We start from the raw sequence: 14,404 nt of genomic DNA, 5'->3' as shown, positions 1-14,404 counted from the left end.
CGGCGGCTGACCGAGGCGCTGGCGCCGGACGGGGTGCTGGCGGTGCAGATGCCCATGGCCTGGGAGACGCGCCATCACACCCTGATGCGCCAGACGGCGGCGGACGGCCCGTGGAGCGCGCGTCTGAAGGGCGTCGACACCATTCAGCCGCTGCTGGCGGCCGAGGCCTATTACGGCGCCGTTGCGGAACTGTGCGAGGAAGTCGACATCTGGTCGACGACCTATCTGCACGTTCTGGACGGCGAGAACGCCGTGCTGGAGTGGATGAAAGGGACCGCCCTCAGGCCTTATCTGACCGCGCTTTCCGAAGACCCAGCCACCCGCGACGCCTTCCTGACGAGCCTGGCTCAGGTGTTGGGCGAAGCGTTTCCGCGGCGTCCTGAGGGAAGGACTCTTCTGCCATTTCCTCGACTTTTTCTTCTGGCGCGCCGGTCAGGCGGCGGCGGTGCAGGGTCTCGATCGGCCCGTTGAGACTGTCCAGCGCCGCCTGAGCGGCCTCATAGCCCGCCGCGACGCCCGGCTCATAGGCTTTCCAGTCGCGGATATCGACGCCGTCCGGCGTGGGCAGGATCAGCAGGTCCGTCTCGGCGCGGGCCTGCATCCGCTCGGCCTCGCTGGTCAGGGTGGCTGACCGCATCAGGATCGAGACGATCGGCGGCCCGTGCTTCCAGGCACCCGACAGGAGCCAGCGCCACCAGGACGGCGGATTCTCCAGCGTCTCGGGATCGACGCCGCGGGTCATGGACACATCAACGCCGACGACGGGGCCGCTGTTCAGCCGACGCATCACGTCGCTGGGGAAGTTGCGCAGCACGGCGCCGTCGACCAGCACCTGGCCGTTCATCACGACGGGCGGCATGACGCCGGGAATGGAGATGGAGGCGCGCAGGGCGTGGCGCAGCATGCCCTCGCGATGCACCTCCAGCTTGCCCGAGGTCAGATTGGTCGAGACGGCGAAGAAGGGCAGCAGCATGTCCTCCATCTGCACATCGCCGAAGGCCTCCTTCATCATCGCCTTGACCTTGCGGGCGTGGGTCATGGCGATGATGGGCGGGGCGATGTCGGCCAGAGGGTCGGACAGGACGAAGGCCTGACGGATGTGATGTTCAAGCTCCTCGTCCGACCAGCCCAGGGCCGGACCCGCGCCGATGACCGCCCCCATGGAGGCGCCGCCGATGAAGTCGATGGGCGTGCCCGCCTCGCGCAGGGCCTTCAGCGCGCCGATATGCGCATAGGCGCGCGCGCCGCCGCCCGACAGCACCACGCCTACGGCCGAGCCGGTGATCAGGCGGGCGATCCGCGCCGTGTCGTCGAACAGGCCCTCGACCGCGTGGAACCAGCGGCCGGGCTTCAGTACGTCCAGCCAGGCGCGGGTGTTGCTGGGGCGCGGCATTCGCGGATCGCGCAGCAGGATCAGGTCGGTGCGCTGGCCTGCGTCGTCCCAGTCGTCTGCGACCGGCGGGGTAGGGGGCGGCGGACGGTCGGCGGCCCCGACCAGGAACAGTCGATCCACTTGACGGGCGCACAGGGCGGCCCAGTTCGGCTCGTCCGCCTCGGCGACATAGAGGACGTAGTCGTGGGCGTCCTCGACGCGCGAGAACCATTCGGCGGCCGACGCCAGGGCCGAGCTGTCGATGACGTGGCAGGTGCAGCCCTGGGTCTCGACCGCGCGGGCCACGCGCTCGACGAAGGCCCGGATCGGCTTGCCGCGCGCGGAGACGAAGCCAAAGACGTTCGGCTCGGTCCCGCCGCCGCGCTCGCGGGCGCGGCTCAGCATGATCTGGCCCAGCTCGGACATCAGCATGGGGTCGTTGCGCGCGGCGTCGAAAAAGGCTTCGCGCGGCAAGGCCAACACGTCGCTGTCGCGCAAGGCGACAACGTCCGACATGTGCGACGTGCCGGCCAGCATGGCCAATTCGCCGACCGGCTCGCCCGGCTTGATGACGGCGGTCATTTGCGGAACCCGTCCGTCGTCGTGGCGGAAGACGCCCAGACGCCCGGCGCGCAGCAGATAGAGGGTGTCGGCCCGGTCGCCGGCTGAGAACAGCCGCTCTCCCCGCGTCAGGGCGAACCAGCTGGCGCGGCTGTCCCGCGCGTCCTCGAAGGCGCGTGACAGGGCGACGGCGAGGGTGTCCGATCGAAGCGGGGCCATGAAGGGGAGATATAGCCGATTTCGTCGCGGGGGAACCGAACCGGCTTCCCCCCGGCGCGGAAGCCTCCTAAACCTTGGGCATGCCCAAGCTGATTTCCGCCGTCGATCGCAACAGTCCTGCTTTCAAAACGCTGGATGCGCACAATCGCGCCCTGCGCGACGAGCTTTATGAAAAGGTCGCCAAGGCCGCGCGCGGCGGCTCGGACGCCAGCCGTGACCGCCATGTGGCGCGCGGTAAGCTGCTGCCGCGTGATCGGGTCGAGCGCCTGCTGGATCCCGGCTCGCCCTTCCTGGAGGTTGGCCAACTGGCCGCCAACGGCATGTACCGGGACGAGGCACCGGGCGCAGGCATGATCTGCGGGGTCGGCCGGGTGTCGGGCCGCGAGGTCATGATCGTCGCCAACGACCCGACGGTGAAGGGCGGGGCCTACTTCCCCATGACGGTGAAGAAGCATCTGCGGGCGCAGGAAATCGCCGAACAGAACAATCTGCCGTGCGTCTATCTGGTCGATTCTGGCGGGGCCAACCTGCCGCACCAGGCCGAGGTGTTTCCGGATCGCGACCACTTCGGCCGCATCTTCTTCAATCAGGCGCGGATGAGCGCGCGCTCGATCCCGCAGATCGCCTGCGTCATGGGCAGTTGCACGGCCGGCGGCGCCTATGTCCCCGCCATGTCGGACGAGACGGTGATCGTGCGCAATCAGGGCACCATCTTCCTGGCCGGCCCTCCGCTGGTGAAAGCCGCGACCGGCGAGGTCATCTCGGCCGAGGAGCTGGGCGGGGCCGAGACCCACGGCCGCAAGTCCGGCGTGGTCGACCATGTCGCCGAGAACGACGAACACGCGCTGGAGATCGTGCGCTCCATCGTCGCCAATCTGAACACCACCAAGGCCCAGCCGCTGGACGTGCGCGAGCCGCGCGCCCCGGCCTATGATGCGGCCGAGCTGTACGGCATTATCCCTGAGGACGTCCGCGCCCCCTATGACGTGCGCGAGGTCATCGCCCGCATCGTCGACGGCTCGGAGATGGATGAGTTCAAGGCGCTGTACGGCACGTCGCTGGTGTGCGGCTTCGCGCGCATCTGGGGGATGCCGGTGGCCATTCTGGCCAACAACGGCGTGCTGTTCTCGGAGAGCGCCCAGAAGGGGGCGCACTTCATCGAACTGGCCTGCAAGCGCAAGATTCCGCTGCTGTTCCTGCAGAACATCTCGGGCTTCATGGTCGGCGGCAAATATGAGGCCGAGGGCATAGCCAAGCACGGCGCCAAGCTGGTGACGGCGGTCGCCAGCGCCGAGGTGCCCAAGTTCACCGTCCTGATCGGCGGCAGCTTCGGCGCGGGCAACTACGGCATGTGCGGTCGGGCCTATAGCCCGCGCTTCCTGTTCACCTGGCCCAACAGCCGCATCAGCGTGATGGGCGGCGAGCAGGCGGCCAGCGTTCTGGCCACCGTCCACCGTGACGCGGACACATGGACGCCCGACGAAGCCGAGGCCTTCAAGGCGCCGATCCGCCAGAAGTATGAGGACGAGGGAAACCCCTATTACGCCACCGCTCGGCTGTGGGACGACGGCGTCATCGACCCGGTTCAGACCCGCGACGTGCTGGGCCTGGCCATCAGCGCCAGCCTGAACGCCCCGATCCCCGAAACGACCTTCGGCGTGTTCCGGATGTAAGGCAATAAATTAAACAGCGTTCAAAAAACCGCTTGAAGCCAGACCGCATGGCTGAGAGTGTCACGTCGGCGATCTCGATGCGGGATCGGAATCTGGACGACAAGGACAGTGACATGAAGAAGACTGCAGCTCTCATCGCCCTGACCGCGCTGCTCGCAGCCTGCGGATCTCAGGCCGATTCCAAGGCCCCGGCGGCGGCTGAAGCCGCGCCCGAGGCTGCGGCGGCGCCGCAGACCGAGCCGGTCTCGGCGGTCGAAGAAGCGGCAGCGCGGGCGGGCGACCCGTCCGAAGCGGTCTTCCCGGTCGGCTATCGCGGCAATTGGGACTACAGCGACGACGGCTGCGCCAAGGACGAGAGCGGCACACGCTTCGTCATCACGGCCAATGAGATCAAGGGCTATGAAGACACCTCCAAGCTGGTGGCTCTAGAGACCCTGCAAGGCGAAGGCGACGCCATTCGCGTGGTTCTGGAGAACCAGTCGGCCGAGGGCGATCAGACTCTTGTCCAGACCCTGCGCCTGTCGCCTGTCGCCGGCATCTCGCTGCGTGTCGAGCAGGACGGCAAGACCGTTCGCGCCAACCGCTGTGATCCTGTTTAATCGCCTTCTTCCTCCGCCAAGGGAGAGGGATGATGTTTGAAGCGTTCTATCGGCCAAGGAGCCCATCATGACTGACCAAAAGCCGACCGAAGAAGAGCTGAACGCTCTGGACATCACCGACGCCGAGGCGGCGGAGATGAACGCCATCGCCCACCCCTTCGTCGCTGATCCGGCGCCGGATGCGAACGACGACCTGGTGCAGATCGACTCGACCGTCGATGGCGTGGTCTTCGTCACCATCAACCGGCCGCAGAAGAAGAACGCTTTCGACGCCGCGACCATCTCCGCCCTGTATGAGGCATTCGAGACCCTGCACGGCGCCGACCATGTGCGCGTCGTCTTCATCCGCGGCGCGGGCGGGACGTTCAGCGCGGGCGCCGACCTGAACTGGATGCGTTCGGCCGCCGACTGGTCCGAGAGCGACAACCGCGACGATGCCATGGGGCTGGCGAAGATGCTGAAGGCCCTTCACGACGTGCCGGCGCTGACGGTGGCCCTGGTCGAGGGCGCGGCCATGGGCGGCGGGGCGGGCATCGTCGCCGCGTGCGACATGGCCGTGGCGGTCGAGGGCGCGCGCTTCGCCTTCTCGGAGGTCAAGCTGGGCCTGATCCCGGCGACCATCGCCCCCTATGTCATCGAGGCGGTCGGCGCGCGCCGCGCGCGTCAGCTGTTCCTGACGGCCAACATCTTCGACGCCGACTACGCCGCCCATGCGGGCCTGATCGACATGGTCCTGCCCGAAGGCTCGGTTGACGAGTTCATCTCCATGCTGACCGACAGCCTGTCGGCCAATGCGCCGGGCGCCATGGGCGACGCCAAGCGCCTGGTGAACGATGTGGCGGGTGAAGAGATCGACAACCGCCTGCTGGAAGAGACCGCCAAGCGCATCGCCCGCGCCCGTGTCTCGGCCGAGGGCCAGGAAGGCGTCCGCGCCTTCCTCGACAAGCGCGCGCCGAGCTGGGCGCAATAAGGTAGCCTGATGTTCAAGTCCGTCCTGGTCGCCAATCGCGGCGAGATCGCCTGCCGCGTCTTCCGCACCGCCCGTCGCATGGGCCTGCGCACCATCGCCGTCTATTCCGAGGCTGACGCCCAGGCGCTTCACGTTCGAGAAGCGGATGAGGCGGTGCTGATCGGTCCGGCGGCGGCGCGCGAATCCTATTTGGATGCGGCCAAGGTGCTGGCGGCGGCCAAGGCGACGGGGGCGGAGGCCATCCACCCCGGCTACGGCTTCCTGTCCGAGAACGCCGACTTCGCCGAGGCCGTGGCGGCGGCGGGCATTATCTGGATCGGCCCCAAGCCGTCCTCGATCCGCGCCATGGGCCTGAAGGACGCGGCCAAGAAGCTGATGATCGAGGCGGGCGTGCCCGTCACCCCCGGCTATCAGGGCGAGGACCAGTCGCTAGAGACCCTGACGGCCGAAGCCGGTCGCATCGGCTTCCCCGTCCTGATCAAGGCGGTCGCAGGCGGCGGCGGCAAGGGGATGCGCAAGGTCGACCGGGCTGAGGACTTCGCCGAGGGTCTGGCCTCAGCCCAGCGCGAGGGGCAGTCGTCCTTCGGCGATCCGCGCGTGCTGATTGAAAGCTACATCACCCGCCCGCGACACATCGAAGTGCAGGTCTTCGGCGACAGCCACGGCAATGTCGTCCACCTGCATGAACGCGACTGCTCGCTGCAGCGCCGCCACCAGAAGGTGATCGAGGAAGCTCCCGCGCCTGGCATGGATCAGGCCACGCGCGACGCCGTCACCGCCGCCGCCGTCCGCGCCGCCAAGGCCGTGGACTATCAGGGCGCCGGCACCATCGAGTTCATCGCCGACGCCTCCGACGGGCTGAAGGCCGACCGCATCTGGTTCATGGAGATGAACACCCGGCTTCAGGTCGAGCACCCGGTGACGGAGAGCATCACCGGCGTCGATCTGGTCGAATGGCAGCTGCGCGTCGCGGCGGGTCAGCCCATTCCGCTGGCGCAGGCCGACATCCCGATGAAGGGCTGGGCGATGGAGGCCCGCCTCTACGCCGAAGACCCGGCCAACGGCTTCCTGCCGTCGATCGGGCGGCTGGATCACTTCGTTATGCCTGGGAATCGCCACCGCTACCCAACGCCTCAAGGTGTTCGGGTTGATGCAGGCGTTGCTCAGCGCGGCGAGGTCAGCCAGTTCTATGACCCGATGATCGCCAAGCTCATCGTCCACGAAGATTCGCGAGAGGCGGCTGCGGCGGCCTTGGCCGAGGCCTGCGGGGCGGTTGAGGTCTCGCCGGTGAAGACCAACGCCGGCTTCCTCGTTCGTTGCCTGGAGCATCCTCGGTTTGTCGCCGGAGATGTGGATACAGGCTTCATCGCTGCGGAGGAGGATGACCTTCTGCGCTTCGAAATATCGCCTGGGGCCCTGCAGGGCGCCGCCCGCATTCTCCGCGCGGACGAAGGAGGGGTCGTCGATCCGTCGCCCTTCTCGCCTTGGGGCGTATGGTCGGAAATCCTCGGGTTCCGTGCCAACGCCCAGCCGGCGCTTCGTCAAACGGTCTTCGTGGACGGGGAGCGTCGCTCGCTGGTCATTGAGGACACATACGCCAGCCATATGCATACGGACGTATCCGGCGGTGCGCTGACCTACTTTGAGGACGGAAACGCTTTCCGGGTGTCATCCAGGGCGCCCGCAGCCGGCACTGGCGGCTCCGCCTCCGACGGCGGCCTGCGTGCGCCCATGCCGGGCAAGATCGTCGCCGCGCCCGCCAAGGCGGGGGACAAGGTGGCCAAGGGCCAGCCGGTCGTGGTGCTGGAAGCTATGAAGATGGAACACGCCCTGACCGCGCCCTTCGACGGCGTGGTGGCGGAGTTCAACGTCGCCGTCGGCGATCAGGTCGTGGACGGCGCGGTGCTGGCCGTCGTGAAGGCCGAGGCAGCGGGCGAATGATCGTTGCAGCTATGATGGCGACGGCGCTTCTAGGCGCCGACCTGAGCGATATGCCGACGGAGTCGGCAGCGGATCTGCAGTGCATGGGCCTGCTGGCGGTGGCGATCGACGATCCCGCCGCCTCGGACGCGCTGAAGCAGCAGTATACGGGCGGCATGATGTATTATCTGGGCCGTCTGGAGGGACGCGATCCCAGCCGCAACTGGATCAAGCGAATGCTGGACTATACCGACTCCACGCCGGTTCAGCAGGTTCGCTCGCACACCCCGCGCTGCGGGCAGGAACTGATCGCCAAGGGGCAGGAAATCTACAGCCAACTGGATCGCGAGCCCTGAGACGGGCTGGTCTTCGCGGCGTCGGATGACTAGTTGGGCCTCATGCCCCTGCACATGATCAAGCTCTGCGTCGGCGTGGCCGAGGTCGAGACGCTGGAAGCGAACGCGGCCCGGTCCGACTGGCGCATCGTCCACACCCGCATGACGCCCAAGCGTGCGGCCGAGATCGAGGACGGCGGCTCGCTGTATTGGGTGATGAAGGGCGTCGTGACCTGCCGCCAGCGCATCCTCGACATCACGACCATAGGCGAGGGCAAGGCCAGTCGCTGCGAGATCAAGCTGGACAGCCAGGTTATTCGCACCGCGCCCCTGGCCCGGAGGCCGTTTCAGGGCTGGCGTTATTTCGAGAAAGACGTGCCGCCGGATCTGTCGGTGGCCGAGCCGACCGACCTGCCGCCGGACCTGGCGAGAGAGCTGCGCGAGTTGGGCGCCTGGTAGGCGCCTGAAACGGCCGGAAAATCGATTGACCCGCGCTTGCGCGCGTGGCTGGTGCGGCGTCCGATGGTCCAGTCTCTGTTCAGCTTTCAAAATCGCGCCACCCTGTCCGAGCTGCTGAAGCTGGCCTGGCCTGTGGTGCTGGCGCGTCTGGGCATCATGACCATGGGCCTGACCGACGCCATCGTCGTCGGCCACTACGCCAGCCGTGAACTGGCCTTCCACTCTCTGGCCTGGGCGCCGTCTTCGGTTGTGCTGACCACGGCGGTCGGTCTGATGATGGGCGTTCAGATCATGACCGCCCGTCTGCTGGGCGAGGGCAGGGGCGGCGAGGTCGGCGCTGTCCTGCGCCGGGGTATGAGCTACGCCTTGCAGATCGGCCTGGTCTCCATGGTCGGCCTGTTGCTGCTGGGGCCGTTCGGCCTGGTGCATATGGGGCTGGAGGATGGCCTGGGCGAGGGCGCGACGCCCGCCCTGATGGTCTTCGCCCTGTCGATGCCGGCCTATCTGATTTCGGTCTGCGCTCAGTTCTTCCTGGAAGGCCTGCAACGTCCGAAGGCGGGCATGGTCGCCATGTGGGTGGCCAATGCGGTCAATCTGGCGCTGAACCTGCTGCTGGTGCCGGACATTCTGGGCATCGGTCTGGACGGGGCCGTCGCCTCGGCCTGGGCGACGTTCGGTGCGCGCACGGCGCTGGCGATCTTCCTGGTCATCTTCATCCTGCGCCTGCCTGAAGCGCGGGCCTGGGGCGTGTTCAACAAGCCCAAGCGCGACAAGGCGGTCGAGAGCCAGCAGGTCAAGGTCGGCCTGGGCGCGGGCGCGTCAAATTTCATCGAGGTCGGGGCCTTTGCGGCCATGACCCTGTTCGCTGGTCAGCTGGGCGCGGCTGAAACCGCCAGTTGGGCCGTCGTCATCAACATCTCGGCCATCGTCTTCATGGTGCCGATGGGGCTGGGCTCCGCGACGGCCGTTCTGGTGGGGCGCAGCTATGGCGCGGCCGACAAGGCGGGCGTCATGCGCGGCGGCTTGGCGGGCATCGGCGTCGTGACCGTGCTGGCCTTCATCATCGCCCTGGCGATCTGGCCGACAGCGCGACTGATCGTCGGCGCCTACACCACGGATCCGGTCATTCTGGCCATTGCGGCTCCGGCGCTGGTGCTGGCGACCCTGTTCTTTGTCGCTGACGCCCAGCAGGTGGTCGCTGCACAGGCCAACCGCGCGGCGGGCGACGTGATCTGGCCGACGCTGATGCACCTGCTGTCTTATGGCTTGATCATGATTCCGCTGGGCTGGTTCCTGGCGCATCGGATGGGGGTGGACGGCCTGGTCTGGTCGGTGATTGTCGCCAGCCTGATCTCGGGCGCGCTGCTGACCGGGCGGTTCGTGCGGATCGCGCGGCGGCTGCCGGCGGCAAAGGCGACGCCTGCCTTATAAGACGCCTGGGCCATAAAAGGTGACGATCGGGTCTGCGCCCTCTATATCCGACGCCTCCCTGTCAGACGTTGGAAGATCATGTCCCGCATCCTCATCACCTCGGCGCTGCCCTACATCAACGGCATCAAGCACCTGGGGAATCTGGCCGGGTCGATGTTGCCCGCCGATGTGTGGGCGCGCTTCATGCGGAGCAGGGGGCATGACGTCCTCTATGTGTGCGCCACCGACGAGCACGGCACCCCGGCCGAGCTGGCCGCCGCCGCCGCCGGGCAGGACGTCCGCACCTATTGCGACGAGCAGCATCAGGTCCAGAAGTCGCTGGCCGACAAATTCAGCTTGTCGTTCGACATCTTCGGCCGCAGCTCCAACGCCCCGAACACCCGCCTGACCCAGCACTTCGCCAAGGTGCTGGAAGAGCGTGGCCTGATCGAGGAGCGCGTCGACCGGATGATCTATTCGATCGACGACGCCCGCTTCCTGCCCGACCGCTATGTCGAGGGAACGTGCCCGCACTGCGGTTATGAGAAGGCGCGCGGCGACCAGTGCGACAACTGCGGCCGCCTTCTGGATCCGACGGACCTGATCAATCCCTATTCGGCCGTTTCGGGCAGCCGAAATCTGGAGGTCCGCGACACGCGCCACCTCTATCTGCTGCAAACTAAGATTGCTGACGACGTGCGCGGCTGGGTCGACGCCCGCTCGCCCCAGTGGCAGCCGCTGGCGCGCTCCATCGCCTACAAGCATCTGGACGAGGGCCTGATCGATCGCGGCATCACCCGCGACCTGAAGTGGGGCGTGCCGGTCGTCGGTCCCGACGGCGGTCCGCGTCCGGGCATGGAGGGCAAGGTCTTCTACGTCTGGTTCGACGCTCCCATCGAATACATCGGCGCGACCGAGGAATGGGCGCAGAAGACCGGCGGAAACTGGCGCTCGTGGTGGCGTCTGGACGAGGGCGCGGACGACGTGCGCTACGTCCAGTTCATGGGCAAGGACAACGTGGCCTTCCATACCGTCAGCTTCCCGGCGACCATTCTGGGTTCGGGCGAGCCTTGGAAGACGGTCGACCAGTTGAAGGCCTTCAACTGGCTGAACTGGTACGGCGGCAAGTTCTCGACCAGCCTGGGTCGAGGCGTCTTCATGGATCAGGCGCTGGCGCTGCTGCCCGCCGATTACTGGCGCTGGCACCTGACGGCCTATGGGCCGGAACACTCCGACGCGGCCTTCACCTGGGAGCAGTTCCAGTCGACGACCAACAAGGATCTGGCCGACGTGCTGGGCAACTTCGTCAACCGCATCGTCAAGTTCACGGAATCCAAGTTCGACGGCGTCGTGCCCGAGGGCGGCGAACCGGGCGCGCTGGAAGAAAAACTGGCGGCCGACGTCAAGGCGGCTCTGGCGACCCTGACCTATGAGTTCGAGGCCATGGAGTTCCGCAAGGCGGCCCAGGCGGCGCGCGCCCTGTGGGTGCTGGGCAATGAATATCTGCAGGTCGCGGCGCCCTGGACGGCGCTGAAGACGGATCGTGACCGCGCGGCCGTCGTGGTGCGCACGGCGCTCAGCCTTGTGGCCCTGTTCGCCCGCGTGACCGCCCCCTTCATGCCTGAAGCGGCGGGCCGCATCGCCGCAACGGTCGGTGCGACGGACCTGTCGTGGCCGGATATCGAGGGCGATCTGCTTAACGCCCTGCCGACCGGTCAATCCGTATCATCGGCCCAGGTTCTGTTCGCGAAGATCGAGGACGCCCAGGTCGCCGAATGGACCGAACGCTTCGGCGGCGCCGAGTGAAGCCAGAACTCGCCTCCCAGTCGGACGCGCGGCGCCAGTCGATTCGTGATCGGCTGGCGACGACCGGGCGGGCGCAGGTCGTTGATCTGCTCAGCGAGGCCTATGCGGACCATCTGGCCGCCAGCGCCGCCGACGCCCCGTTCAACACGGTGACGCGCAGGGGCGACGGTCATATTGATCTGCCCGCCGCCTGGCTGGCCAGTCTGGAGCCTTCGCAGAAACAGGCGCTGGGCGAACGGGTCCAGGCATCGGCGACGGACGGGTTTCAGTATCTCTACGACAACCATCCGATCTATGATCTGGATCAGGCGGGCCGCGCTGAAGCGGTCTGGTCCGAACTGGTGGCCTTCCTCAATGGCGAGGCCTTCCTCGGCCTGATGCGCGACCTGACCGGGCAGTCGGCGATCGCCATGGCCGACGCTCAGCTGACGTGCTTTCGCCCGGCGCATTTCCTGAACCAACATGACGACAGCGCTGACGGCAAGCAGCGCTACTTCGCCTATGTTCTGGGGCTGTCGCCGAAATGGCGGATCGATTGGGGCGGCCTGCTGGCCTTCCATGGCGACGACGGCAATGTGGCCGAAGCCTTTACCCCGCGCTTTAATACGCTGAGCCTGCTGCGGGTGCCCGCGCCGCATTCGGTGACCCAGGTGGCCCTGTCGGCTGGGGCGCACCGCCTGTCTGTCACCGGCTGGCTGCGCGGGCGCTGAGCCCGCACACATGAAAAAGGCCCGGATCGCTCCGGGCCTTTGGCTTATTTGACTACTGGCTAGGCGTCGCGACGGTCTCTGACGGCGCCGTTCGCTGCTCTCGCGCGCCGGGCAGTCCGGCAGGAGTGGCCTCCTTGCTGCCGGCGCTGGCGTGCTTCATGTGCTTGGCCTGTTCCTCGGCGCCGATGTCGAGGAAGGCGGGGGCCGAGGCGTTGAACTGATCGGCATGGCCGGTGCGGACGATGACCGAACGCCCGCCGTCCCAGATCATGTGCAGGGCGACATAGAAGACAATGGCGAGGCCGATGTAGGCGATCCAGCGATAGCGGTTCAGCAGCTTGGCGATGAAACTGGCGGCCAGGCCCATCAGGGCGATCGACAGGATTAGGCCGAAGACCATGATCCACGGGTGGTCGTGGCTGGCGCCGGCGACGGCCAGCACATTGTCCAGGCTCATGGTCAGATCGGCGATCATGATCTGGATCAGGGCTGCGCCGAAGGTCTTGCGCTTCAGGCCCATTTCTTCGGGCGACGGCCCGCCGCCATGTTCGATGGCCATGGCGCGTTCGATTTCGGCCTCGGCCTCGGCCTGGTCGTGGGTGGCCTGCTCGCGCAGTTCGCGCCACATCTTCCAGCACACCCAGAGCAGCAGGAAGCCGCCCGCCAACAGCAGGCCGACGATGGCCAGAAGCTGGACGGTGATGAGCGCAAGGCCGATGCGCATGACGACGGCGGCGGCCAGGCCGATCAGGATGGCCTTACGGCGTTGCTCCTGGGGCAGGGCGGCGGCGGCGAGGCCCACGGCGACGGCGTTGTCGCCGGCCAGGACCAGATCGATCATCAGCACCTTGCCGAGGGCGGTGGCCTGACTGATCAGTTCGGGATTGGAGAGGAAGTCCATGCCGGACTCTTAAAGCCCAGCCGGACCCGCGCCAAGACGCCGCAGGGGTGAGTTGACGCGGGAGGCCTGATTCTAGCCGGCGCGGCCTTGGGCGCGCGCGGCTTCATACAGGGCGATGGCGGCCGCATTGGAGACATTCAGGCTCTCGAAGCCGCCGGGCATGGGGATGCGCGCCATGGCTTCGCAGTGCTCAGCCACCAGTCGGCGCACGCCGTCGCCTTCCGACCCCATGACGATGACGGTCGGCCGGGCGTCCAGCGCCTGTTCCAGCGTCAGGTCCGATTCGCCGTCCATGCCGATGGCGCGCCAACCGTAGTCGGCCAGCTTCTCCAGCGCGCGGCTGAGATTCGTCACGCGGGCGCAGGGCAGGCGTTCGGTCGCCCCGGCTGAGGCCTTGGCCAAGGCGCCGGCCAGGGCGGGGGAGTGGCGATCCTGCACCACGATGCCGCGCGCACCGAAGGCCAGGGCCGAGCGGAAGATGGCGCCGACGTTCTGAGGGTCGGTCAGCTGATCCAGCATGACGATGACGCCCTCGGCCGGCTCGGCCAGATCTTCCAGGGCGACGCCTTCCAGCGGCTGGACCTTGAAGGCCATGCCCTGGTGCACGGCGCCGGCGGGCAGCATCCGGCCCAGGGCGACAGAATCGACCACTTCGATTCGGTGGCCGTTCGCCAGATTCTCACGCTGAATCTCTTCAGCGCGGTCTTCCGTGACCATCAGACGGCCGCTTCCGCGACGCGCGGGATTCGCCAAAGCGGCCAAAACCGGATGGCGTCCCCAAAGAAAATTATCGGCGTCCGGGCGCGAACGGGCTGTTTTGCGCTCGGTATCGTTTCCGCCGCGTCCTTGCGTGGCGGGCGTTTGAGGCCGATCCAGACGGCCTTCCCCCCTCTTTTGGAAAGATTGTTTTTTACCGGTTTTCCGGTCGTTGCGTTCTCGAAATGACGACACTATAAGACGGCCTCCGATTTGGGCCCCAGGGCTTTCGGTTCAGGCGCTTCCTCTACTGCAGGCGTCGCCCGACAGCGAAGGCTTTCGTCGCGGAATGATCGAAAGATTGTTTCCGGCGTTTCCAGACCGGCATTGACATAAGGCGCGCTGGGGGAATGTCCCGAGCGGCAAAGGGGGCGGACTGTAAATCCGCTGCGTAAGCTTCGCAGGTTCGAGTCCTGCTTCCCCCACCACGCGCCTTCAATGCCCTGGGACGGAGTCCAATGAAGGTATCGGGTGCGGAATCGTCGCTCTTCAAATCGAAGGGCGGTGCAACCGCATTCTTCGTGCGGGTATAGCACAATGGTAGTGCAGCAGCCTTCCAAGCTGAGGATGTCGGTTCGATCCCGTCTACCCGCTCCAGGTTTATTGAACTGAGCACAAGCGCCCCTCCGCTCCGGACCCGGGCCACAGGAGTTTGGCCATGGCCAAGGAAAAGTTCGAACGCACGAAGCCGCACGTGAACATCGGCACGATCG

General features: G+C 66.8%; 12 protein-coding genes and 2 tRNA genes. 11 read left to right on the top strand and 3 right to left on the bottom strand.

Annotated elements, in window-relative coordinates; all coding sequences use genetic code 11:
* Window positions 1–280: 280 nt before the first annotated feature.
* Window positions 281–2,152: a patatin-like phospholipase family protein gene (locus FM111_RS10680; RefSeq protein WP_087140926.1), complete on the bottom strand. Its 1,872-nt coding sequence runs from the start codon at window positions 2,150–2,152 to the stop codon at window positions 281–283.
* 80 nt (window positions 2,153–2,232) lie between these two features.
* Between FM111_RS10680 and FM111_RS10675 the strand changes: the two genes are divergently transcribed.
* From FM111_RS10675 to FM111_RS10635, 9 genes are all read left to right on the top strand, one after another.
* Complete coding sequence (locus tag FM111_RS10675) at window positions 2,233–3,825, top strand: carboxyl transferase domain-containing protein (RefSeq protein ID WP_087140925.1); 1,593 nt, start codon at window positions 2,233–2,235, stop codon at window positions 3,823–3,825.
* 113 nt (window positions 3,826–3,938) lie between these two features.
* Window positions 3,939–4,424 (top strand): hypothetical protein, encoded by a 486-nt coding sequence (locus FM111_RS10670; protein ID WP_143276096.1) that lies wholly within the window; start codon window positions 3,939–3,941, stop codon window positions 4,422–4,424.
* A 67-nt stretch (window positions 4,425–4,491) separates the two neighbouring features.
* Window positions 4,492–5,394, top strand: a complete 903-nt coding sequence (locus FM111_RS10665; RefSeq protein WP_087140923.1) for an enoyl-CoA hydratase-related protein — start codon at window positions 4,492–4,494, stop codon at window positions 5,392–5,394.
* A 9-nt stretch (window positions 5,395–5,403) separates the two neighbouring features.
* Window positions 5,404–7,335, top strand: coding sequence for an acetyl/propionyl/methylcrotonyl-CoA carboxylase subunit alpha (locus FM111_RS10660; RefSeq protein WP_087140922.1), 1,932 nt, complete (start codon window positions 5,404–5,406; stop codon window positions 7,333–7,335).
* Complete coding sequence (locus FM111_RS10655) at window positions 7,332–7,670, top strand: hypothetical protein (protein WP_143276095.1); 339 nt, start codon at window positions 7,332–7,334, stop codon at window positions 7,668–7,670. Before FM111_RS10660 ends, FM111_RS10655 begins: the two co-directional genes overlap by 4 nt.
* A gap of 42 nt (window positions 7,671–7,712) precedes the next feature.
* Entirely contained in the window at window positions 7,713–8,108 is a 396-nt protein-coding gene (locus FM111_RS10650) for a DUF1489 family protein (protein ID WP_087140920.1), read from the top strand.
* A 63-nt stretch (window positions 8,109–8,171) separates the two neighbouring features.
* A complete protein-coding gene (locus FM111_RS10645) occupies window positions 8,172–9,539 on the top strand; it encodes an MATE family efflux transporter (RefSeq protein WP_087140927.1) in 1,368 nt (455 codons plus the stop codon).
* Between the two features lie 78 nt (window positions 9,540–9,617).
* The gene (gene metG, locus FM111_RS10640) at window positions 9,618–11,324 is read left to right on the top strand and encodes a methionine--tRNA ligase (protein ID WP_087140919.1); all 1,707 of its coding nucleotides are present in this window, start codon (window positions 9,618–9,620) and stop codon (window positions 11,322–11,324) included.
* Complete coding sequence (locus FM111_RS10635) at window positions 11,321–12,034, top strand: 2OG-Fe(II) oxygenase (protein ID WP_256968208.1); 714 nt, start codon at window positions 11,321–11,323, stop codon at window positions 12,032–12,034. Before metG ends, FM111_RS10635 begins: the two co-directional genes overlap by 4 nt.
* A gap of 52 nt (window positions 12,035–12,086) precedes the next feature.
* On the opposite strand, the gene FM111_RS10630 is transcribed toward FM111_RS10635, so the two are convergent.
* Window positions 12,087–12,935, bottom strand: a complete 849-nt coding sequence (locus tag FM111_RS10630; RefSeq protein ID WP_087140917.1) for a TerC family protein — start codon at window positions 12,933–12,935, stop codon at window positions 12,087–12,089.
* A gap of 72 nt (window positions 12,936–13,007) precedes the next feature.
* Window positions 13,008–13,886 (bottom strand): 23S rRNA (guanosine(2251)-2'-O)-methyltransferase RlmB, encoded by an 879-nt coding sequence (gene rlmB / locus FM111_RS10625; RefSeq protein ID WP_087140916.1) that lies wholly within the window; start codon window positions 13,884–13,886, stop codon window positions 13,008–13,010.
* Between the two features lie 149 nt (window positions 13,887–14,035).
* On the opposite strand from rlmB, the gene FM111_RS10620 reads away from it, so the two are divergent.
* Both FM111_RS10620 and FM111_RS10615 read left to right on the top strand, forming a co-directional pair.
* Window positions 14,036–14,119 (top strand) — tRNA-Tyr (locus FM111_RS10620).
* 95 nt (window positions 14,120–14,214) lie between these two features.
* Window positions 14,215–14,288, top strand: a tRNA-Gly gene (locus tag FM111_RS10615).
* The last annotated feature ends 116 nt before the right edge of the window (window positions 14,289–14,404 follow it).

The sequence above is a fragment of the Brevundimonas diminuta 3F5N genome, assembly GCF_900163625.1.
In the GTDB taxonomy this organism is placed as follows: domain Bacteria; phylum Pseudomonadota; class Alphaproteobacteria; order Caulobacterales; family Caulobacteraceae; genus Brevundimonas; species Brevundimonas diminuta_A.
This window is presented reverse-complemented; position numbering and strand designations above follow the sequence as displayed.

Bases quoted from the DNA above. Each gene is read 5' to 3' on its own strand.
- FM111_RS10680 (WP_087140926.1), bottom strand. From the start codon at position 2,152: ATGGCCCCGCTTCGATCGGACACCCTCGCCGTCGCCCTGTCACGCGCC.
- FM111_RS10675 (WP_087140925.1), top strand. From the start codon at position 2,233: ATGCCCAAGCTGATTTCCGCCGTCGATCGCAACAGTCCTGCTTTCAAA.
- FM111_RS10670 (WP_143276096.1), top strand. From the start codon at position 3,939: ATGAAGAAGACTGCAGCTCTCATCGCCCTGACCGCGCTGCTCGCAGCC.
- FM111_RS10665 (WP_087140923.1), top strand. From the start codon at position 4,492: ATGACTGACCAAAAGCCGACCGAAGAAGAGCTGAACGCTCTGGACATC.
- FM111_RS10660 (WP_087140922.1), top strand. From the start codon at position 5,404: ATGTTCAAGTCCGTCCTGGTCGCCAATCGCGGCGAGATCGCCTGCCGC.
- FM111_RS10655 (WP_143276095.1), top strand. From the start codon at position 7,332: ATGATCGTTGCAGCTATGATGGCGACGGCGCTTCTAGGCGCCGACCTG.
- FM111_RS10650 (WP_087140920.1), top strand. From the start codon at position 7,713: ATGCCCCTGCACATGATCAAGCTCTGCGTCGGCGTGGCCGAGGTCGAG.
- FM111_RS10645 (WP_087140927.1), top strand. From the start codon at position 8,172: ATGGTCCAGTCTCTGTTCAGCTTTCAAAATCGCGCCACCCTGTCCGAG.
- metG (WP_087140919.1), top strand. From the start codon at position 9,618: ATGTCCCGCATCCTCATCACCTCGGCGCTGCCCTACATCAACGGCATC.
- FM111_RS10630 (WP_087140917.1), bottom strand. From the start codon at position 12,935: ATGGACTTCCTCTCCAATCCCGAACTGATCAGTCAGGCCACCGCCCTC.